Annotated in this window: 19 protein-coding genes; 15 read left to right on the top strand and 4 right to left on the bottom strand. The window is 70.8% G+C overall.

The features are described 5' to 3' along the window. Window positions 1–97 precede the first annotated feature (97 nt). The 6 genes from K8556_RS25830 to K8556_RS25855 all read left to right on the top strand — a co-directional run bounded on the left by K8556_RS25830 (window position 98) and on the right by K8556_RS25855 (window position 5,482). Window positions 98–721, top strand: coding sequence for a TetR/AcrR family transcriptional regulator (locus K8556_RS25830; protein WP_223742756.1), 624 nt, complete (start codon window positions 98–100; stop codon window positions 719–721). Between the two features lie 172 nt (window positions 722–893). Further along, window positions 894–1,715, top strand: a complete 822-nt coding sequence (locus K8556_RS25835) for a TadE family protein (RefSeq protein ID WP_223742757.1) — start codon at window positions 894–896, stop codon at window positions 1,713–1,715. A 2-nt stretch (window positions 1,716–1,717) separates the two neighbouring features. Further along, a complete protein-coding gene (locus tag K8556_RS25840; RefSeq protein ID WP_223742758.1) occupies window positions 1,718–3,343 on the top strand; it encodes a pilus assembly protein in 1,626 nt (541 codons plus the stop codon). Next, on the top strand, window positions 3,343–4,431 hold the full coding sequence (locus K8556_RS25845; RefSeq protein WP_223742759.1) for a pilus assembly protein: 1,089 nt from the start codon (window positions 3,343–3,345) through the stop codon (window positions 4,429–4,431). The genes K8556_RS25840 and K8556_RS25845 overlap by 1 nt, the downstream gene beginning before the upstream one ends. Then, entirely contained in the window at window positions 4,428–5,285 is an 858-nt protein-coding gene (locus K8556_RS25850; protein WP_223742760.1) for a hypothetical protein, read from the top strand. Before K8556_RS25845 ends, K8556_RS25850 begins: the two co-directional genes overlap by 4 nt. Continuing rightward, on the top strand, window positions 5,282–5,482 hold the full coding sequence (locus tag K8556_RS25855; protein ID WP_223742761.1) for a hypothetical protein: 201 nt from the start codon (window positions 5,282–5,284) through the stop codon (window positions 5,480–5,482). Before K8556_RS25850 ends, K8556_RS25855 begins: the two co-directional genes overlap by 4 nt. A 16-nt stretch (window positions 5,483–5,498) precedes the next feature. Here the strand turns inward: K8556_RS25855 and K8556_RS25860 are convergent, their stop codons facing one another. Continuing rightward, window positions 5,499–6,233 (bottom strand): hypothetical protein, encoded by a 735-nt coding sequence (locus K8556_RS25860; RefSeq protein ID WP_223742762.1) that lies wholly within the window; start codon window positions 6,231–6,233, stop codon window positions 5,499–5,501. On the opposite strand from K8556_RS25860, the gene K8556_RS25865 reads away from it, so the two are divergent. Further along, window positions 6,232–6,882 (top strand): hypothetical protein, encoded by a 651-nt coding sequence (locus K8556_RS25865; protein WP_223742763.1) that lies wholly within the window; start codon window positions 6,232–6,234, stop codon window positions 6,880–6,882. The genes K8556_RS25860 and K8556_RS25865 overlap by 2 nt on opposite strands. Here K8556_RS25865 and K8556_RS25870 read toward each other — a convergent pair. Continuing rightward, window positions 6,863–7,483, bottom strand: coding sequence for a hypothetical protein (locus tag K8556_RS25870; protein WP_223742764.1), 621 nt, complete (start codon window positions 7,481–7,483; stop codon window positions 6,863–6,865). The genes K8556_RS25865 and K8556_RS25870 overlap by 20 nt on opposite strands. A gap of 161 nt (window positions 7,484–7,644) precedes the next feature. On the opposite strand from K8556_RS25870, the gene K8556_RS25875 reads away from it, so the two are divergent. After that, on the top strand, window positions 7,645–9,327 hold the full coding sequence (locus tag K8556_RS25875) for a DUF1800 family protein (RefSeq protein ID WP_223742765.1): 1,683 nt from the start codon (window positions 7,645–7,647) through the stop codon (window positions 9,325–9,327). A 5-nt stretch (window positions 9,328–9,332) separates the two neighbouring features. Next, window positions 9,333–10,880, top strand: a complete 1,548-nt coding sequence (locus tag K8556_RS25880; protein WP_223742766.1) for a DUF1501 domain-containing protein — start codon at window positions 9,333–9,335, stop codon at window positions 10,878–10,880. Window positions 10,881–10,930: 50 nt separating this feature from the next. On the opposite strand, the gene K8556_RS25885 is transcribed toward K8556_RS25880, so the two are convergent. Continuing rightward, a complete protein-coding gene (locus K8556_RS25885; protein WP_223742767.1) occupies window positions 10,931–12,016 on the bottom strand; it encodes an aldo/keto reductase in 1,086 nt (361 codons plus the stop codon). A 94-nt stretch (window positions 12,017–12,110) separates the two neighbouring features. On the opposite strand from K8556_RS25885, the gene K8556_RS25890 reads away from it, so the two are divergent. Continuing rightward, window positions 12,111–12,518, top strand: coding sequence for a MarR family winged helix-turn-helix transcriptional regulator (locus K8556_RS25890; protein WP_223742768.1), 408 nt, complete (start codon window positions 12,111–12,113; stop codon window positions 12,516–12,518). An 87-nt stretch (window positions 12,519–12,605) separates the two neighbouring features. Further along, window positions 12,606–13,988, top strand: coding sequence for a hypothetical protein (locus tag K8556_RS25895; protein WP_223742869.1), 1,383 nt, complete (start codon window positions 12,606–12,608; stop codon window positions 13,986–13,988). A 78-nt stretch (window positions 13,989–14,066) separates the two neighbouring features. On the opposite strand, the gene K8556_RS25900 is transcribed toward K8556_RS25895, so the two are convergent. After that, window positions 14,067–14,999, bottom strand: a complete 933-nt coding sequence (locus K8556_RS25900) for an MBL fold metallo-hydrolase (RefSeq protein ID WP_223742769.1) — start codon at window positions 14,997–14,999, stop codon at window positions 14,067–14,069. A 114-nt stretch (window positions 15,000–15,113) separates the two neighbouring features. Here K8556_RS25900 and K8556_RS25905 point away from each other — a divergent pair, with 114 nt between their 5' ends. Genes K8556_RS25905 through K8556_RS25920 form a run of 4 tightly spaced genes read left to right on the top strand, consistent with a single transcriptional unit; the run spans window position 15,114 to window position 19,279 of the window. After that, on the top strand, window positions 15,114–16,001 hold the full coding sequence (locus tag K8556_RS25905) for a LysR family transcriptional regulator (protein WP_223742770.1): 888 nt from the start codon (window positions 15,114–15,116) through the stop codon (window positions 15,999–16,001). 39 nt (window positions 16,002–16,040) lie between these two features. Next, window positions 16,041–16,628, top strand: a complete 588-nt coding sequence (locus K8556_RS25910; protein ID WP_120587154.1) for an NYN domain-containing protein — start codon at window positions 16,041–16,043, stop codon at window positions 16,626–16,628. A 27-nt stretch (window positions 16,629–16,655) separates the two neighbouring features. Beyond that, the gene (locus K8556_RS25915) at window positions 16,656–18,404 is read left to right on the top strand and encodes a DUF885 family protein (RefSeq protein WP_223742771.1); all 1,749 of its coding nucleotides are present in this window, start codon (window positions 16,656–16,658) and stop codon (window positions 18,402–18,404) included. Next, window positions 18,401–19,279 carry an alpha/beta fold hydrolase gene (locus K8556_RS25920; protein ID WP_223742772.1) on the top strand — a complete coding sequence of 293 codons (879 nt, stop codon included), beginning with the start codon at window positions 18,401–18,403 and terminating at the stop codon, window positions 19,277–19,279. The genes K8556_RS25915 and K8556_RS25920 overlap by 4 nt, the downstream gene beginning before the upstream one ends. Window positions 19,280–19,398 lie beyond the last annotated feature (119 nt).

Consider the following 19,398-nt stretch of genomic DNA (forward strand, 5'->3'; position numbering starts at 1 on the left):
CTGGAAGATGAACATCCGAACGTTTCATGAACACCGTTCGGTGAACACCGTTCATCTATTGCTATCCGTTCGGTCCGTCAAGGCCTACCCTGGTGACATGGGCATCACGGAGCGCAAGGAACGACAGCGGGCGGAGCTGCGGGAGCACATCCTGCGGGTGGCGCGGGACATGGTGATGAAGGAGGGGTTCGGGGCCCTCTCCATGCGCAAGCTGGCGGACGCGGTGGAGTACGCGCCCGCGACGCTCTACCTGCACTTCGAGAACCGCGACGCCATCGCGCGGGAGCTGTGCGTGCGCGGCTTCCAGGAGCTGCTCGCGGCGCTGGAGCCGGCAGCCGCCGTGAAGGAGCCGGTGGAGCGGCTGTCACGCCTGGCCCAGGCCTACCTGACCTTCGGCCTGGAGCGCCCGGAGACCTACCGCCTCATCTTCATGGAGGACGCCAAGCTGTCCGCCGAGCTCTTCCAGGACAAGCAGCACGGCGAGGGCCCCCGCTCCTTCGCGCTGCTGGTGAGGGCCTGCGAGGACCTGAAGGCGGCGGGCCGGACTCCGGAGGCCACGCCCGCGGAGCAGTTGGCGGAGGTCTTCTGGGCGGGGCTGCACGGCATCGTCAGCCTCAAGCTCACCTGCACCGGTTTCCAGGGATCTCCCGCGGAGGTGCTGGCCGAGGCCCTCGTCGCCACGCTGGTGCGGGACCCGAAGCCCGGAAAACGCGCGCGGTAGCCTTCGCCTCACCCGCCAGGTGGCCCGCTGAAATCCGGGCGCGGCCATGTGCCCGATACCTTCTTTCTGGGTCCTGTATTGGATGCGGCTGTTTCATGGGAAGGGCTGGCGGGCGACCCGGCGACCGCCAACTGGCATCCCGATGACACGCTGTGTGAATATTGGACGTCCCATGAAAAGGTCCCCATCAACCCATCCCGGTGAGTCGGGTCAGGCGGTCGTTGAGTCCGCGCTGGTCATCCCGGTGATGGTGTTCCTCATCCTGGGCATCCTCCAGTTGGGGACGCTCCACCACGCGCGGCTGATGACGGAGTACGCCGCGTACCGGGCGGCGCGCGCGGGCATCGTCAACAGCGGCGACTGCGAGATCATGAAGGACGCCGCCTACGTGGCGCTGCTGCCCACCCTGGGTCCGCCCAGGTCCGGCGGCAAGGGCCGCGTGGACACGCTCATCAACGTGGCGCTGGTCCATGACGCGTACACGGACAAGAAGCTGGCGGCCCAGAACCAGCGCTACCAGCAGGTGAACCTGGAGCGCGTGCGGGTGGAGGTGCTCAACCCCCGGCGCAGCCAGTTGCCCATGCTCTTCTCCTCCTATGGCTCGCACCTGTCGGGCCTGGAGGTGGACTTCGACGACATCCGCAACGCGCAGGTCATCGAGGCCAACCTGCTCACGGTGCGCATCACGTACTTCTACGAGATGCGCATCCCGTTCGCGAACTGGCAGTTGCACGCGTTCTACATGGGCCGCGAGGCGCTCAACGGCCTGGCCATGCGGGGCCCCAACTTCACCACGCAGAAGGTGAACGGCGGCAGCCTCACGGACCACCTGGAGGACCAGGGCGCGGGCCAGAGCGCGGACCACCAGAAGATCCGCACGCTCGCCGACAGCAACGTCTTCGCCATCCCCGTCGTGGCCACCTATTCGATGCGCATGCAGTCCAACTTCCTCAACGGCACGCACGGCCCCACTTCGTGCGCGGTGGACGGCTAGCGATGTTCCGGATTCTGCGAAGACTGCGGCGCGACGAGCGCGGGCAGGCCATGGTGCTCGGGGTGGTGGTCATGCTGGTGCTGGCCGTCACCATCATGACGTCGGTGGGCATTGGCCAGGGCGTGTACGAGAAGATCAAGCTGCAGGATGCCGCGGACGCGCAGGCGTACTCGCTGGCGGTGAAGGAGGCGCGGGCCTACAACTTCCTCGCGTACACCAACCGCGCGATGATCGTGCACTACTCCGCGATGCTCACGCTGATGTCCTACGTGAGCCACGCGGTGTACCTGGACCGCACCATCGGCGTCGCGGCCAAGTACCTGCAATACATCCCCGGCATCGGCGCCATCTTCATGGCGGTCTCCACGGCGATAAAAACGTGGAAGGTCACGGTGGAGACCGTCTCACGATTACTCATCCCCGTGCTGACAGCGCTCAACATCGCGCTGTGGCTGGCCCAGGAGGCCATGCTCACGGGGACCCTCTTCGACCTCTACACCACGAAGGGACACGGGAACGTCATCCAACAGACCGACCCGCGCGCGGAGGTCACCGAGGACATGGACTCCGGACAGTCGTTCAACAACGCGTCCGTGTCCTCGCTGTTCGGCAACCCGAGCGACATCAACTACTCCAACGCCAAGAACTTCCTGCACGTGCTGGACGACGGCCCCTTCAGCAGCAGCCCCACCATGGGCGTGGACCCCACCGGCATGCTCGCGCGGGGGAAGCTGGTGACGGGCAACAAGCTGTCGGATCCGAACATGGCCAAGTACCGCCTGCTCATGGGCAACCTGGCCAACGGCGTGCGCCGGCGGTGGACGGCCGAGGGCGAGGGGCCCATCCTCATTGGCCGGCGCTGGGAGTTCAACCTGTGCGTCGTCATTGGCCAACTGCGCATCCGCAAGACGGCGGACAGCCAGATCAAGAGCTTCGACGAGAACTTCGAGAACAACCGCAAGGATCAGCTCTTCGCGTCGGACGACATCCGCATCGAGGTGCGCCCCACCTGCTTCCTCTTCGGCTGGAAGGACGTCTTCCGGCTGCGCTTCCGGGCGGCGGCGGACAACCGGGGCGGCTTCCACCAGGAATACGGCTCCAACAAGACGGATGACCACCACCCGTGGCTGGGCATCACGCCGTTCATCACGTCCGACACCAGCTTCGTCAGCCCCCGGCAGAACCACTTCGGCTACCCGTGCAACCTCATCGTCCTGGGCAAGGACATGGGCGCGGAGCGCAGCGGCAAGAAGCCCGTCTACGAGCTGGAGAACCTGAAGAACAACGCGTTCATGGAGGGCAGCGGGGACGGCAAGTACAACACCGCGGAGAACAACGACGAGGCCATCCGCGAGTCGTACCTGGACATGACCTGGGAGTACGTGGGCGGCAAGCAGGACGGCTACGCGGCGGACTTCCGCCAGCGCACGGGCGGCATGATGGCCATGGCCGTGGGCCGCGCCATCTACCACCGCCCCGGCGCGTGGAAGGAGGAGCCCAACTTCTTCAACCCGCTCTGGACCGCGCGCCTGGCGCCCGTGCAGACGCACTGGGACGCGGATCACCTCAAGTGGCTGGTGCCGGCCTGGGAGGACAGCGAATGGCTCATTCAAGGCATCAACTACTGATGCGCCCGGGCCGCCGTGCCCAGCGGGGCGCGGCGACGGTGGAGCTGGCGCTGCTGGCGCCGCTGCTCGTCGTGCTCGTCCTCTGGGCGAACTACTTCTGGGAGGTGCAGCGCGCGCGCCTCAAGATGGCGGAGATGGCCCGTTTCGTCGCCTTCGAGCGCACGGTGCGCCAGGACCTGTCCACCATCGCGGCGGAGGCGCGCACGCGCTACCAGGACCTGGACGGCTCCACCAAGACGGGCACGCTGGGCACGGCCTACCGCAACGGCATCACCCTCCAGGTCCAGGCCCAGAACGCGGACGCGCCGCTCGAGAGCGTGGAGATGTCCAAGATGGGCGGGCAGGCCGGCGTGGGCGGGCTGGCGGGCGCGGCCATTGGCGCGCTGGGCAGCTCGCCGGACAAGCTGGCCCAGGACATGGGGTTCGACCCGAGCGTCGGGGCGGTCCAGGCGGACGTGCAGGTCCGGCTGATCAACCACATCATCCCCCGGGAAGTGGCCCTCTACACGACGGGCTTCGACGGCAACCAGTTGGACCTGAACTTCCAGGAGCACTTCTACCTCTTCCACGACACGTGGAAGGCGTGGGGGCCGGGGGACGCGCCGTCACAGACGTACCCGCGCGTGGAGCAGCTCACGCATGACCGCTCCAGCAAGATCGTCTACGCGGGCGTCAGCGGCGGGGCGATGAACTCCATCTCCGCGGTGCTGTCCGTGCTGGGGCTCGACTTCCCCTTCTCCGACGAGTACATCCGCCAGTCCGTGGTCATCCGCGAGGTGACGGCCGCGGGCAACTTCAACGCGGTCCGGCCGACGCGCACGGTGCCCGGCGACGTGCTCCAGGCGGCCTACTGGCGCAACGACACCAGCTACTGCTACGGCAACTGCGAGCCCAGCGCCATCCGCACGAAGCGCGGCCTGCAGAACTCCGGAGGCCGGGACGACAACTGGCCCATGCGCTCGTACCGGTGCCGCGGGAACTTCTTCCAGGGCGCGGTCATCTCCAACCAGCCGGAGTCCGTCTACACGCAGTCCACGACGGCGGCGGCGGCGTACTTCCGCTACAACAGCGACGCCTGCATCCCATGAGCGGGCTGACGGACCGCACGGGCGCGCTCACGCGCTGGGTGGGCCTGGGCGGGTTGCTCGCGCTCGTGGCCACCGCCGCGCTCCTGAAGGACCCGCCGCCCCCGGCGCCGGAGTCCCCGGCGAAGCCGCCCTCCGCGCCCCAGGTCGCCCTGCCCCCGGCGCCGCCGTTCCCGGATGCCGGCGTGGGCCGGGTGCACCGGCTCATCCCGCCCTTCCCGGGCGTGGTGATGGTGCCCCTGGGCCGGCTGGTGACCAACGGCAGCCCCATGGAGATGGGCTACTTCGAAACGGAGCACCCGCCGGGCGAGGTGCTGGAGTTCTACGCGCGGGAGTTCCGCCTGCGGGGCCGCCACATCGTCACGCAGGACGACGGCGCGGGCGGCGGCTCCGTGAACTACTACGACGAGCGGCTGGGCGCGCTGGTGGCCGTCACCACCATCCGCGTGGGCGGCGCCGCGACGCGCACGCTCGTGTTCCCCTCCGTGGTGGAGGCGCGCGAGGGCATCCACCTGCAGGGCACGGCGCCCGCGTCGCTGCCGCAGCCGCCGGGCGCGGTGACGGTGCTGCGCGTGGACGAAGGCAACGAAGGCCCGGGCGCGGGCAGCACCACGCTCACGCAGGTGGCGCACGGCACGCCCCAGATGCTCGCGGAGTTCTACCGGGCGCAGATGCCCTCGCGCGGCTACGCGCCCGCGGACCGGCGCCTCGCGCGCGGCGTGGAGGTGCTCGAGTTCGAGCGCCCCGGTGAGCGGCTGTCGCTGACGCTGGCGCCGCTCGACAAGGACGGTCCCCCCGAATCCCTCATCACGTTCGTGCTCGAGCGTGCTGCCCTTCCCCAGGAGTCGAATCGATGAATGGCTGGTTGTCGCGTGGCTACCGGTGGCTGCGGCGTCCCCGCTCGCGGGGGCAGGCCATGGCGGAGTTCACCGTGCTGCTGATGGCGTTCATGTTCGGCGTCGGCGCCATCACCACGTTCGCGCCGGAGATGTTCGCGGCGCTCACCATCTACATCCGCGGCTTCTACTGCGTGCTGGGCTACCCGTTCGGCTGAAAGGGCCGCCCCCGCGTCAGGGCACGGGCACCCGGGGCAACGTCAGCGGCACGGAGTCCAGCGCGGGCCGGGCGCCGGTGCCGCTCTTCTGCGCCGTCCAGGTGGCCTCCGCGTCGCGCAGGGACTCCACGCCGAACACGGGGACCCGGGCCGCCGTCACCACCGTCACCTGCTGGCCGGACTCCAGGCGGAAGGTCTGTTCGCGCCCCTTGCCGGCGAAGGGGCCGGCGGCCAGGTCGGTGTCGCGCTGGCGGACGGGGGTGCCCCGGAGCGCGGCGTGGTCCGCGACCAGGTCCACCGGGACGGCGACGGGCGTGTTGGGCGGCACGGTGATGGCCAGCCGCTCCACCACGGCGCGGCCCGTCCCGGCGCGGGCCACCCAGGCGATGATGAGGGCGCGGGGCGACGTCTGGTAGTCCAGCTCCACCTGGTAGAGCGTGTCGCGCTCACGCGGCGTCTCGCCCACGATGGCGGCGCGCACCGGGAAGGTGACCTGCTTCGAGCGGACGGTGTATTCCACCCACGTGCCCACGACGGGCTGGAGCTGGCCGTAGAGCAGCAGGGCCGGCACCAGGGCGCGCGCCTCCGCGAGGCGCTCGGGGGCGATGGGCGGATCCGCGGGCGTGGGCGTTCCCGCGCCGGAGGCGGCCACCGCCGGGGCGGGAGTAAGGCCCGCGTCGGGCGCGGCGGAGGTGGCCGGCGCGGCGGAGAGCAGCACGGCGGTGCACACGGGACACAGGAGGCGGCGCATGGGAACAGCACTATCGGTCCGGGGCTTCGCGCCGGACAAGTCCGGGGGCCGCATGGGGCGGCTGCTGACGCTGCTCGCGTTGCTGCTCGTGGGCCTGGGGGCCGTGCCCGCGCGGGCGCAGGGCAGCGCGCCGGATGCGTTGTTCGGCCTGCCGCTCGTCCTGCGTGAGGGCGGCTGGGCGCGCTACGTGAACACGTCGCCGGACGGGCCCCCGCAGTTCGTCATCAAGCTGGGCGGCGCGGGACGCCACGAGGGCAGGCGCGGACGCTGGGTCCTCATCGAGCTGGACGTGCCCGCCACCGGACGCGTGGGCTTCGACTTCCTGGTGGAGGGCGACCGCTTCAGCGCGAAGGGCGTGCTGCTCATGCGCCTGCGCGTGCCCGGCCGCCCGCCAAGCGACACGCCCGCGCCCTTCCATCAACCGGGCGCCGACCGCAAGCCCCACCCCCTGCGCGAAACCACGGAGACCCTCGCCGGCAGGAAGCTGACGGTGACGGAGTACTCGTACGCCGGAGGCATCACCGCCCAGTGGTCCCCCAGCGTCCCGGCGCTGGGCCTGGTGCGCGTCTCCGGCACGCAGTCCTTCCAGTTGGAGGCCTTCGGCGTGGGCGGAGACCCGTGGAAGGACGCTACCGCCGCCGGGCGGTGAGGCCCGCACCGGCGAGCGCGGCCCGCACCGCCTCCTCATCCGCGCTGGCGAGCCGCGCCGCCAGCAGCAGCCGCGTCCCGTGCCCCGCCTGGAGGCGCACGCGGGGCAGGTCCCCCGACTCCCGCTGGAGCGTGAACCACTCCAGCCGGGAGAACGGCGTGCGCCGCCCCAGCGAGTCGATGAAGCCCGCGGGGCCCAGGAACAGCGCGGGCACGCCATGCAGGCCCACGCCCGCGAGCCACCCGGCGACGCCCAGGCAGAACGTGGCGAGCGCGGGCCGCCCCCCTGAAGTGAAGAGCCGCAGGCCCACCAGCGCCAGCACGCCCATGGTCGCGAGCACCAGCGCGTAGGTGCCCATCTCCGCGCGCGAGCGCAGCGCCAGCAGCCTCCCGCCGCGCAGCAGCCCCACGAGCGCGCCCAGCGCCACGAGCGCCAGTCCCGCCGCGGCCACCGCCACGCCCAGCGCCATCATCCCGGGACGACCTCCCAGCTCCCGCGACTCGCGCGCGAGCCACGCGGCGCAGCCCGTGAAGAAGGCCAGCGTGACGCCCTGGAAGGCGGCCGCGGAGACGGGGCGCGTGGGGACCGGAGGACGACTCACCCGGTCCTCTCTACACCACCCGCGAAACCTCCTGCATCCCACGCTTCAAGGACTACCAGAAAAGGCCGCTTTAACTGAATTTACATATCTCCTAGAATCTTTTGAGACGTCGCGGCCCCGGCGTTCCGGGGTCTTTCCCCGCAGTCACCAGGAGGTACCGGATGCTTCGTCGCACCGCCCTGGCCCTCGCCCTGTGCGCTACGTCCTGCACACAGGCCGACGGGCCTTCCGCCACAGAGTCCCCTCCCCCCGAACAGCAGGAAGTCCTGGGCCGGGCCGAACAGGCCGCGGAGTCCCTGGAGACGCCGAGCGAGGCGAACAGCATCCGCTTCCTGGAGCAGTCCTCCTTCGGTCCCAAGCTGGCGCGCGGCGTCACCCCCGCGCCCGTGGGCACCGTGGAGCGCGTGATGTCCCAGGGCATCACCCAGTCGCTCACGGAGCAGTTCGCGCTCCAGCCCGCCGCGCCGTACGACGGGGAGAGCGCCCAGGACCTGGGCTCGCAGTTCTTCCAGCGCGCGGTGGCGGGGGAGGATCAGCTCCGCCAGCGCGTGGCGTTCGCGCTCAGCCAGATCTTCGTCGTCTCCCAGAACGGCATCCCGGAGTCCACCCGGACGCCCTACTCGGATTCGCGGGTGGCGCTCGCGGGGTACCTGAACCTGCTGTCGCAGCACGCCTTCGGCGACTTCCGCGCGCTGCTGGAGGCCGTGACGAAGGACCCCGCCATGGGCCGCTACCTGGACATGGCGAACAACCGGGCCTTCGACAAGCAGGGCAACCCCATTGACCCGAACGAGAACTACGCGCGGGAGATGCTCCAGCTCTTCACCCTGGGCACGGACAAGCTGAACCTGGACGGCACCCCGGCGCTGGACGCCAACGGCAACCGGCAGCGCGCGTACAGCGAGGAGCAGGTGAAGGCCTTCGCGCACGCCCTGTCCGGCTGGACGTGGAACGCCACCGCGTGTCCGGCGAAGGGCGCCGCCATCTCCACGCCCGACTACAAGAACCCGCTGATGCCCTGCAATGACAACCACGACACGAGCAGCCAGGTGCTCCTGCGGGGCGTGTCCACCGCGGCGGGCGGGACCATCACCACGCACCTGAACCAGGCGCTGAACAACGTCTTCAACGACCCCAACGTCCCGCCCTTCATCAGCAAGCAGCTCATCCAGCACCTGGTGACGAGCAACCCGACGCCCGCGTACGTCAAGCGCGTGGCCACCGTCTTCAAGAACGACGGCACCGGCGCGCGCGGCAACCTCCAGGCGGTGGTGCGCGCCATCCTGGAGGACACCGAGGCGCGCGGCGCCCAGCCGCCCCTCGCGCTGCGGCCCGGCTTCGGGCACCTGCGCCCGCCCGCGCTGTTCGTCACCCAGGTGGTCCGCTGGTTGGACCCCACGCTGGACACGGCGACCAAGGACCCGGGCCTGAAGCTCAGCAACTGGAGCAGGACGATGAACCAGTGGGTGCCGCGCGCGCCCTCCGTGTTCAGCTACTACCCGCCCAACGCGCCGCTGCCGGGCGCGGACGGACTGGTGGGGCCGGAGTTCGCCATCCTGGACACGGCCACCCTCACGGCCCGCGCCAACTTCCTCCACGAGTTCCTCTACACCAGCGCCGCCACCAACGCGGGCCTCACCGTGGACTACGACCTGCTGCCGTCCAGCAACGCGGAGCTGGTCGCGTACCTGGGCCGCTACTGGCTGCACGGCACGATGGCGCCGGAGCTGGAGCAGAAGCTGCTCACGGCCATGGGTGACAGCCGCGCGAGCTCGCTCATCCGCAAGAAGAAGCTGGCGCTCTACCTGACGTTCCTCTCCCCCTCCTTCCAGATCCAGCGGTGAACGCCATGACCACCACCCGTCGCCAGTTCCTCCGGCGCGCCACGCAGGGCCTGGGCTTCCTGGCCGCCGCCGCCGCCCTCCCCCGCTGGGTGGGCAACGCCCACGCCGCCACCCTCAACGGCTACTCCGGCAGCCGCGTCGCCGTCTGCGTCTTCCTGCTGGGAGGCAATGACAGCAACAACATCCTCATCCCGCGCGAGGCGAACGCCTACGCGAAGTATCTGGCCGCCCGGCCCACCCTCGGGCTGAAGACGGACCAGATGGACCTCATCAACCCCACGGACCTGGCCGCGGGCTCGTTCGCGCTGCCCAAGACGCTTTCGAAGCTGCGCGCGCACTTCGAAGCGGGCCGCGCCGCGTTCGTGTGCAACGTGGGCCCGCTGGTGCTCCCGCTGACCAAGGCGGACTACCTGGCCGGCGGCACCTCCGTCCCGGAGAACCTCTTCTCCCACAGCGACCAGCAGGACGCCTGGGCGAGCGCGCTGGCCAACCCCGGCTCCAGCGCCGTCACCTCCGACATCAAGGTGACGGGCTGGGGTGGCCGCGCCGCGGACAAGCTCCACGGGCTCAACACCAGCGCGCCTCCGGACTACCCGGAGGTGACGTCGTTCGGAGGCAAGCCGCGCTTCTGCGCGGGCGTGGACCGCAAGCCCATGATGGTCGCCCCGGACGGCACGCTCGCGTTCCGCACCGTCACCACCCCGGCGTCGGACTTCGACCTGCTCCAGCAGGCGGCGCTGGCGGACGTGATGACGGCGCAGGACGGCAACGTGCTGGAGACGGGCTACGCGGGTGTCTTCACCACGGCGCAGACCTTCTCCGCCGCCCGCGCCGCCGCGCGCGACGCCGCGTGGGCGCAACTGCCGCAGGCCACCCGTGACGCCATCGAGGGCTACTTCGTGCCCACGCTGCCGCCGGAGGACACCGCCAGGTGGACGCTGCACACGCAGCTCTACCAGGTGGTGCGCGACCTGGTGGCGGGCGCCATGCCGGTGAGCAACGCGGGCCTGGGCCTCAAGCGGCAGGTGTTCTCCGTGGGCTTCGGCTCCTTCGACACGCACCAGAACCAGGACGTGGACCAGCCGAAGCTCCTGGAGCAGTTGGACTTCGCGCTGGACGCCTTCCAGCAGGCGGTGACGCTGCTGGAGACGCAGGCCGCGTTCGGCTCCAACGCGCCGCAGGCCACGCTCTTCACCATGAGCGACTTCAACCGGACGCTGCTGGAGAACGGCGACAGCGGCACGGACCACGCCTGGGGTGGCCACGCCATCGTCCTGGGCAACCGCGTGGCGGGCCGGAAGCTCTACGGCACCTTCCCCAACCTGGACCTGTCGGGCTCGCTGGACGGCTCCACGGATGAGCGCGGGCGCTGGATCCCCACGCTCACGGTGGAGCAGTACGGCTGGACGCTGGCCTCGTGGCTGGGGCTGAACACCGCCGCCGAGCGCGACTACGTGTTCCCCAACCTCGCCGGCTACGTGGCGGACGCGGTGGCGCGCAGCTTCCCGGCGCAGGCGCGCAAGTACAAGGTCGGCTTCATGCTGGCGGACTGACGCCCGCGTGAAGGAAGCAGGCCGCGAGCCCCACAAGGCTCGCGGCTCCTTCAGTAGACCTTGTCGCCCTTCTCCACGCCGAAGGGGGAGGCCGGCATCTGGATGCCGTTCACGGACGTCCCGCCGTTGTGGATGGCCGGGAACATGGGCTCCATGCTCTGCGGGAACCCGAACGTGGGCTTCGTGAGCTCATCCAGCCGGCCCAGCTCCTGGGCCGTGAGCTTCACGTCGGCGGCCTTCAGGTTGTCCTCGAGCTGCGCGAGCCGCCGCGCGCCGATGATGGTCGAGCCCACGCCCGGCTTCGCCATGACCCAGGCCAGCGCCACGCGCGCCGGGGTGCTCTCATGCGCGCGGGCGATGGCCTCGAGCGCGTCGACGACGGTGTAGGTCTTCTCGTTCAGGTAGGGCTCGAGGAAGGCGCCCCGGTCTCCCTTCACCTGGCCCGCGTTCTTGCGGGTGTACTTGCCGCTGAGCGCGCCGCTCTTGAGCGGAGACCAGGGGGTGATGCCCAGCCCGTGCTCCAGGGCCATGGGGACCAGCTCCTGCTCCACGCTGCGCTCCAGCAGCGAGTATTCAATCTGCAACCCGATGAAGGCCGACCAGCCCCGGAAGCGCGCGGTGACGTTCGCCTCGACGACCTTCCAGGCGGGCGTGTCGGAGACGCCGAGGTAGCGGACCTTGCCGGCCCGGACCAGGTCCTCGAGCGCGGCCATCGTCTCGTCGATGGGCGTGTGCTTGTCCCAGTTGTGGAGCCAGTAGAGGTCGATGTAGTCGGTCTGCAGGCGGCGGAGCGAGTTCTCGCACGCCGAGATGATGGACTTGCGGCCGGAGCCGCCCCCGTTCGGGTCGCCGGGGTAGAGGTTGCCGCTGAACTTCGTGGCGATGACCAGGCGGTCGCGCCGGGCCGCGTGCCGGCCGACGTGGTCCCCGATGATCTTCTCGGAATGACTCTTCGTGTAGAAGTTCGCGGTGTCGATGAAGTTGCCGCCCAGTTCGATGAACCGGTCGATGATCCGCTGGGACTCCTCCACGCTGGTGCCCCAGCCAAGGTCTTCACCGAACGTCATCGCACCAAGGCACAGCGGGCTCACGCGCAGGCCGGAGCGGCCGAGCGTCACGTAGTGGTCGAGAGGCATGGGGTCTCCAGGGGATGTGTTACCGTTTCAGCGAGGCCGAATTGGTTCAGCCTTGAATTGATTTAATTTTGTACCAATTTCCGCGCAAGGGCCCATGTCGAGAATCGACCCGGCGAAGATCTGGTCGCTGAACTACAACCTGCTGATGTCGGTCATCGCGGGTGTCGCCCCCGACATCGCCGCGCTGGGGTTGGACACGAAGGAGCTGTTCGTGCTGGCGCAGGTGGAGGAGCACCCCTACCCGGCCGAGCTGGCGGCGACCCTGAGCATGCCGAAGCCGACCATCACGGTGTACGTGAAGCGGCTGGAGGCGGCGGGCTTCCTGCGCCGGGAGCTGGACACGGAGGACCTGCGGCGGCACCGGCTGCAGGTGACCCCGGCCGGCCGCAAGGTGACGGCGAAGGGGCTCGCGCTGTTGTCGGAGGCGTTCGGCGCGCGGCTTGGCCGCTTGAGCGCGGCGGAGCAGGCCGAGCTGCGGGGCCTGCTCGAGAAGCTGAGCTGACGGCGGCTTGAATCCGGGTGATCCCCTGGTGCGTAATTCCGGCCATGACGCCGGGGCGGTCTCCGCCCGGCCGGGAGTTCCCCATACATGCGGACGCGTCGCGCGGGTGAAGTGGTTCTGGGTGCACTGGTGTGCTGGATGCTCGCGGCCTGTGGCGGCGGCGACAAGGTGACGGTCCATGGGCATGTCACCAACAGCGCTGGACAGCAGTCGCAGGGGCTCACCGACGGCGCGCCCGCGCTGGCGGGGGACGGGACGGTCTCGGCGGCGGCCACGGTGCGGATCAGCCGCGTGGTGGCGGCTGGCGACCTGACGACGCTGGCGGAGGCGGACGTCGCGGCGGATGGCAGCTACACGCTGGAGCTGGACGACGAGGGGCAGCGGCTGATCATCGAAGCGGTGAGCGCGTCCGGCGCCACGGTGGGCTCCGCGCTGCTGGACTCCACGACGCCTCGGTCCGGAGGGGACGCGCGCACGGCGCCGCCCATCACGAGTGAGTCCTCGCTGGAGGCGGAGGTCTTCGTGCAGATGGTGCGGGACGGGGACTCGCCGGACGGCGTGGACACGGTGGACCTGCGCGCGAGGCTGAACGCGGAGCAGGCGGCGGCGGTGCGCGGCCAGCTCAAGGCGACGGCGGCGGAGTCGGTGGAGGCGCTGGGCGCGGCGGTGCGCGCGGCGCAGGCGACGCGGATCAAGGCGTACGCCCGGGCGGGCGTGGTCGTCACGCAGGAGCAGCTCTTCAGCGCGTCGCTGGACGCGTCCGCGCGGTTGGACGCGTCGCTGGATGCCGGTGGGCAGTCCGCGGCGGACGCCTACGACACGTTCTTCGCGGCGGTGCGCGCGGCCACGCCCCAGGCGAACGACGCGCAGGACCAGCAGGCGGAGCGCGAGGCCAGCGTTTCCTATCGCATGGCGGTGGACGCGCGGCTGTCCTCGGGAGCGGGGATCGCGGTCGCGGACGCGTCGGTGCGGGCCGCCGCCGCGCTGGAGGCCCGGGCCACCGAGGCCGCCGTGAAGGCCCTGCTCCAGGGCGCGAACGCCGCCGACCTGACGGTGCAGCAGGCGAACACCGCCGCCACGTCGCTGCGCGCGAGCCTCTCTTCCGCCACGTCCGCCAGCGCCGCCGCGACGGCCTGGACGAGCTACAGCACCCAGCTCGCCACCGGCGGCAGCGCGTCCGTGATGGGCGCGCAGTTGGGGGTGACGGGCAGCAACCAGCTCGCCTTCGACTCGGCGGTGCACACGGGAGCGCAGGCAGGGGCGGTGCTGGAAGCCACGCTGGGCACGGTGCTGGAGCAGTCCGGCAAGGCCTCCGCCACGGCGCTCTCGGACGCGGTGGTCAGCGCCTTCGCCACCTATGACGCCGCGGTGCGCGGCGGAGCCACCGCCACCCTGACGGCCTTCGGCCCCAAGGCCACCACCGGCGTGGAGCTGCTGATCATCGCCGAGGGTTCCTTCCGCCTGCGGTAGTCGTGGCGCCCAGGGCCGCGTCCACCTGGACGTGGCCTGGGCACCCCGCCGCGCCCGGCCCCCGGGGAGCCTCACGCCTCAGTGCTGGTGGCCGAAGCGCACCTCCACCTCCGGGTGCGCCGCGACGAAGGCGCGCAGCTTCTTGAAGCTCTCCACGCTTCGCGGCCCGTCCTCCGTGAAGGTGCCCGGCTCCACGTCGTGCTCCCAGCCCCAGCGCGTGTGGCTGGCGTCACCCAACAGCAGCACCGGCCCCTTCGTGGAGCGCACGAGGTACGCGGTGCTGCCCGGCGTGTGCCCCGGCACCCAGAGCGCCCACACGGACCCATCCCCGAAGATGTCCACCGCGCCTTCGAAGAGGCCCTTCGGGTCGGCCGTGTAGTTCCACTCCGACAGCGGCGGCTTGCCCGCCAGCGCGCGGTCCGTGGCGCCCTGCACCACCAGGTTCCGGAAGGCGCGGAGGCCCGCCTCTCCCGGGCCGGTGTACACGGGCGTCCCCGCCGGCGCGTCCGCCATGCCGCTGATGTGGTCCGGGTGCAGGTGCGTGAGGAAGACGCCGGCGAGCGGCTGGGGCTGCTTCGCCAGCCACTCGCCCAGCGGCGCCAGCACCGTCATCTTCTCCAGGTGCATCGCGTTCGCCACGATGCCGCCCAGCGCCGAGCGCTCCGGCGCGTCCCGCAGCGCCGTCTCCACGCCGGTGTCCACGATGTACATCCCCTTCGTCGGGTGGCGCAGCGCGTGGAAGAAGACCTGCACGGGCTCGTCCCCGTCCTCCAGGTGCGCCGCCTTCGCCGCCGGGTGGTCCAGGTTGAGCAACCCGCCGCGGCCGGCGACCCAGTCGCACGAGGTGACCGTCTCCAGCTCCACCGGCCCGGGCACGGACAGCTCCGCGAGCAGCGCGTCCGCCGGCCGCGTCACGCCGAGCGCGGACTTCTGGACGCCGTGCGAGGACGTGGCGCAGCCGGTGCCGAGACCGGCGACACAGAGGCAGAGCGCGAGCAGGGAGGACTTCATGGCGGACTCCTTCTTCCTTCCGGCGCGAAGGCACCGGGCGTTCGGGACAGGCGGCACGATGCGCGATGCGCGAGTGGATGGAAATCCGCGAAAACAGCATGATGCCATCCATTCATGGATATCTCCTGGGACGACGCCCGGCTGTTCCTCGCCATCGCGGAGACGGGCAGCTTCAGCGGGGCCGCGCGGCGGCTGCGCATCGGACAGCCCACGGTGAGCCGGCGCCTGGCCGCGCTGGAGTACGCGGTGGGCTCCGCGCTGTTCCGCCGGAGCGTGGAGGGCGCGGCGCTCACGGCGGCGGGAGAGCGGCTGCTCGTGCCCGCGAAGAAGATGGCGGAGTGGGCCGGGGAGCTGCACCGCGCGGCGGAGTCCGCGGACAGCGCCCCCCGGGGCATCGTGCGCGTGACGGCCACGCCCTACATGAGCTTCGACTTCCTGGCCCCCTTCGCCGCCTTCGTCGCCCAGAAGCACCCGGGCCTGCGCCTGGAGGTGCAGTCCCAGATCCAATACCTGGACCTGGCGCGCGGAGAGGCGGACCTCGCGCTGCGCGGACGCCCGCCCACCAGCGAGGACCTGAAGCTCGTGGACACGCTGGAGGTCCCCAACGCCGTCTTCGTGTCCAAGGCCCTCAAGGCCCGGCTGCCCAGGAAGGTGTCGCTCCAGCAGTTGCCCTGGGTGGCCTGGGCGCCCCCCTTCGAAGCCGTCCCGCCCAACCCCCAGTTGGAGTCGGTGATCCCCGGCTTCACCCCGTCCTTCACGGCGGACAACTACCTGGTGATGCTCGCGGCGGCGGAGGCCGGCCTGGGTGCCATGGTGATGGCCCGCATGGCGCACCGCTTCCCCCGCCTCACCCGGCTGGTGCCGCTGGAGCTGGACCTGGGGCCCTTCTCCCGGAGCCAGACCCACCTGGTGTGCGCGAAGTCCGCGCTGGACATCCCCCGGGTGCGGCGCGTGTCGGAGCTGCTTCAGGAGGAGTTCCAACGAATTCGCCTGGGTCGATGAAAACCCCCAACGGCCGGCAGCCCGCGTATTGTCCCCGTCATGCAATCCGTCCGCCCCGCCGCAGCCTCCTACGTCCTCATCGACGCCGAGAACGTCGACTGGGCCGTCTCCAATATCGTCGGGCGCAAGCCCGAGCCCCAGGACCGGGTGCAGTTCGACCGGCTGGTCGCCTTCTGCGACACGTACTTCCCCAAGCCCGTACGCTGCGTGGTGGTGCTCAACGCGCGCGGAGAGCAACTGCCGGACGCGATGATTGGCTTCGTGCGCGCGCTGAAGTCCGCGGGCTGTGAGGTGGCGCTGCTGCACGGCCGCCCGGACCAGAAGGTCGTGGACCTGGGCATCCTCAAGCTCCTGGAGAACATCCGCACCCAGCGCCCGCAGGCGGCGGTGGGCCTGGCCAGCCACGACGGCGCGGACTTCGCGGAGGCGCTCAAGCCGCTGCTGGAGGAGAAGCGGCAGGTCGCCGTGCTGGGCCTGCGCGAGTACGTGAGCCAGAAGTTCCGCGAGCTCACCCCGATGGGCCTGAAGGTCGTCGACCTGGAGCTCAACGCCCGCGTGTTCCAGCGCCCCCTGCCCCGCCTGCTGCCGGTCAACGTGGACGAGTTCGATCCTTCGCTGTTCGTCTAGTCGCGGTTCCTCCGCCGGAGTCCGACCATGTCATCCCAGTCCGTCCCCCAGCGCGGCGCCGCGTCCGCTTCGCTGCACGCCCTGCTGGAAGCGGAGTGGCAGTACTCGCTCCAGCAGTACCCCACCTACGCGTCGCTCCTGGGGGACCGGCGCTGGAATGACCGGTGGGATGACCTGAGCCTCACCGCGCTGGAGGCGGACCACCAGCACAGCCACGCCGTGCTGCGCCGGCTCCAGGACGTGGACCGCGCCGCGCTGGACAGCGACGCGGACCGGCTGCACCTGGACCTCTTCCGCCGGATGCACGAGACCTGGATTGAAGAGTACGGGGTGAAGTGGCACCTCATGCCCCTCAACCAGATGGGCGGCCTGCCGGAGGGGCTCAAGCAGCCGCCGGGGCTCCAGACGGCGTACCAGCTCGCGGACACCCTGCGCTTCGAGACGGTGCGGGACTACGAGGACTGGGTGAAGCGGCTGGAGGGCTTCGGCGCCTACGCGGATCAGGTGGTGGCGCTGATGCGCGAGGGCATGCGCCAGCACCGCATCCACCCGCGCATCGTGCTCCAGCGCATCCCGCCGCAGTTGGAGCGGCAGGTGGTGACGGATCCGACGCGAAGCGGCTTCTACGGCCCCTTCACCCGCATGCCGGCAGGCTTCTCTCCGGAGGACGCGCGGAGGCTGTCGCAGGCGGGCCGCGACGCCATCGCGAACACCGTGGTGCCCGCGCTGAAGCGCGCCCTGGACTTCGTCACCACGGAGTACCTGCCCGCCGCGCCGGAGGCCGTGGGCGTGTGGCAGTTCCCGGACGGCGAGGCGCTGTACACGGTGCTCGCGCGCCGGCACACGACGACGCGGATGACGCCGGAGGAGATCCACGCGGTGGGCCTGGCGGAGGTCCAGCGGCTGCGCGCGGAGATGGACGCGGTGATGGCGCGCACGGGCTACACCGGCACGCTCCAGGGCTTCTTCGAAACGCTGCGCACGGAGCCGCGCTTCTACGAGCCCACCGGCGAGTCGCTGCTCGCGCGCTACCGGGCGCTGGCCCGCCGCATCGACCCGCTGCTCCCCCGGCTGTTCCGCACGATGCCGAAGAAGCCCTACGTCGTCGAACCCATCCCGGAGGCCATGGCCCCGGACGTGACGACGGGCTTCTACTTCCCGGCCTCCGCGGACGGCTCGCGCCCGGGCACCTTCCAGGTGAACCTCTACCGTCCGGAGACGCGGCCCGTCTGGGAGATGGTGCCCCTGACGCTGCACGAGGCCGTGCCCGGCCACCACTTCCAGGTGTCCCTGGCCTCCGAGCAGACGGACGTGCCGGACTTCCGCCGCTTCACGTCCTACGTCGCCTTCGACGAGGGCTGGGCGCTGTACAGCGAGTCCCTGGGCGACGAGCTGGGCCTGTACGACGACCCGCACGACAAGTTCGGCCAGCTCGCCTACGAGATGTGGCGCGCGGTGCGGCTGGTGGTGGACACCGGCCTGCACGCGAAGCGGTGGACCCGGAAGCAGGCGCTGGACTTCTTCATGGAGAACGCGCCGCGCCAGGAGCTGGACGTCACCAACGAGGTGGACCGCTACATCGCGTGGCCGGGCCAGGCGCTGGCGTACAAGGTCGGCCAGTTGCGCATGCGCGCGCTGCGGGACCGGGCGGAGGCCGCGCTGGGGGCACGCTTCGACGTGAAGGCCTTCCACGACGAGGTGCTGCTGACGGGCTCGCTGCCGCTGGACGTGCTGGAGGCGAAGATCGACGCGTGGGTGGCCCAGGAGTCCGCGTGAAGCGTCCGCTCGTCGCCGGGCTCCTGCTGGGGGGCGTGGCCCTGCTGGCGATGGCCGCCTGGGTCGCGGTGCGCAGCGCGCGCTACATCGCCCAGGAGGTGCACCCGCCCCGGCAGCCGGTGGGCAGTCCTCCGAAGGACGCGGAGCTCGCCGGCCTGCGCGACGTGGCGTTCCAGGACCGCGACGGCCTCCCGCTCAAGGGCTGGTACCTGCCGCCGCGCGACGGGGCGCTCGTCGTCCTGGTCCATGGGCTGTCGGGCAACCGCACGCAGTTGTTGCCGGAGGCCCGCTTCCTGGCCCGGGCCGGGTACGGGCTGGTGCTCTTCGACCTGGGGGCGCACGGCGAGAGCGGCGGGACGGTGTCCACCTACGGCGACCGGGAGGCCGCGCAGGTGCGGGCGGCGGTGGACTTCGCCGCGCTCCAGCCGGAGGTGGACGCGAAGCGCATCGGCGCGCTCGGGTTCTCCCTGGGGGGCTACTCCGTGCTGAAGGCCGCGGCGGAGGACCCGCGCCTCAAGGCCGTGGTGGTGGAGGCCGCCGCCGTGGCGCCCGCGCAGGCGCTCCAGGACGAGCTGGGCCACTGGGGTCCCCTGGGCCTGTGGCCGGCGCTGGGCGTGATGAAGCGCGCGGGCGTGGACGTGAACGCCGTGCAGCCCGCGCGGCACATGGCCGCGCTCGCGGGCCGCCCCGTCCTGCTGGTGGCGGGCGAGTCGGATCCGTGGGTGCCGGACGCGGCCCTGGAGGACCTGCTGCGCCAGGGGCAGGGCCCGTGGGAGAAGTGGCGCGTGCCGGGAGCGGGGCACGAGAGCTACCTCCCGGCCTCCCCTGAAGAATATCCACGCAGGGTGTTGGCGTTCTTCTCGCGCTTTCTCTGAATGTGGTGGTTGGGGAGCGGGCGAGGGGCCGTCCGGCGGTAAGAAATCTGCCCGGCCGCGATCATTCCATTCCAGGCATGGCATGCTGCGTGCCCGGTTTGCGCCGTTTTTCCATCCTT

The sequence above is a fragment of the Corallococcus sp. AS-1-12 genome (genome assembly GCF_020036995.1).
GTDB lineage: Bacteria > Myxococcota > Myxococcia > Myxococcales > Myxococcaceae > Corallococcus.

Coding starts and splice junctions, on each gene's coding strand:
- K8556_RS25840 (WP_223742758.1), top strand. CDS start 1,718: ATGTTCCGGATTCTGCGAAGACTGCGGCGCGACGAGCGCGGGCAGGCC.
- K8556_RS25880 (WP_223742766.1), top strand. CDS start 9,333: ATGACCACCACCCGTCGCCAGTTCCTCCGGCGCGCCACGCAGGGCCTG.
- K8556_RS25905 (WP_223742770.1), top strand. CDS start 15,114: ATGGATATCTCCTGGGACGACGCCCGGCTGTTCCTCGCCATCGCGGAG.
- K8556_RS25855 (WP_223742761.1), top strand. CDS start 5,282: ATGAATGGCTGGTTGTCGCGTGGCTACCGGTGGCTGCGGCGTCCCCGC.
- K8556_RS25860 (WP_223742762.1), bottom strand. CDS start 6,233: ATGCGCCGCCTCCTGTGTCCCGTGTGCACCGCCGTGCTGCTCTCCGCC.
- K8556_RS25865 (WP_223742763.1), top strand. CDS start 6,232: ATGGGAACAGCACTATCGGTCCGGGGCTTCGCGCCGGACAAGTCCGGG.
- K8556_RS25835 (WP_223742757.1), top strand. CDS start 894: ATGAAAAGGTCCCCATCAACCCATCCCGGTGAGTCGGGTCAGGCGGTC.
- K8556_RS25875 (WP_223742765.1), top strand. CDS start 7,645: ATGCTTCGTCGCACCGCCCTGGCCCTCGCCCTGTGCGCTACGTCCTGC.
- K8556_RS25885 (WP_223742767.1), bottom strand. CDS start 12,016: ATGCCTCTCGACCACTACGTGACGCTCGGCCGCTCCGGCCTGCGCGTG.
- K8556_RS25910 (WP_120587154.1), top strand. CDS start 16,041: ATGCAATCCGTCCGCCCCGCCGCAGCCTCCTACGTCCTCATCGACGCC.
- K8556_RS25900 (WP_223742769.1), bottom strand. CDS start 14,999: ATGAAGTCCTCCCTGCTCGCGCTCTGCCTCTGTGTCGCCGGTCTCGGC.
- K8556_RS25915 (WP_223742771.1), top strand. CDS start 16,656: ATGTCATCCCAGTCCGTCCCCCAGCGCGGCGCCGCGTCCGCTTCGCTG.
- K8556_RS25850 (WP_223742760.1), top strand. CDS start 4,428: ATGAGCGGGCTGACGGACCGCACGGGCGCGCTCACGCGCTGGGTGGGC.
- K8556_RS25845 (WP_223742759.1), top strand. CDS start 3,343: ATGCGCCCGGGCCGCCGTGCCCAGCGGGGCGCGGCGACGGTGGAGCTG.
- K8556_RS25890 (WP_223742768.1), top strand. CDS start 12,111: ATGTCGAGAATCGACCCGGCGAAGATCTGGTCGCTGAACTACAACCTG.
- K8556_RS25830 (WP_223742756.1), top strand. CDS start 98: ATGGGCATCACGGAGCGCAAGGAACGACAGCGGGCGGAGCTGCGGGAG.
- K8556_RS25895 (WP_223742869.1), top strand. CDS start 12,606: ATGCGGACGCGTCGCGCGGGTGAAGTGGTTCTGGGTGCACTGGTGTGC.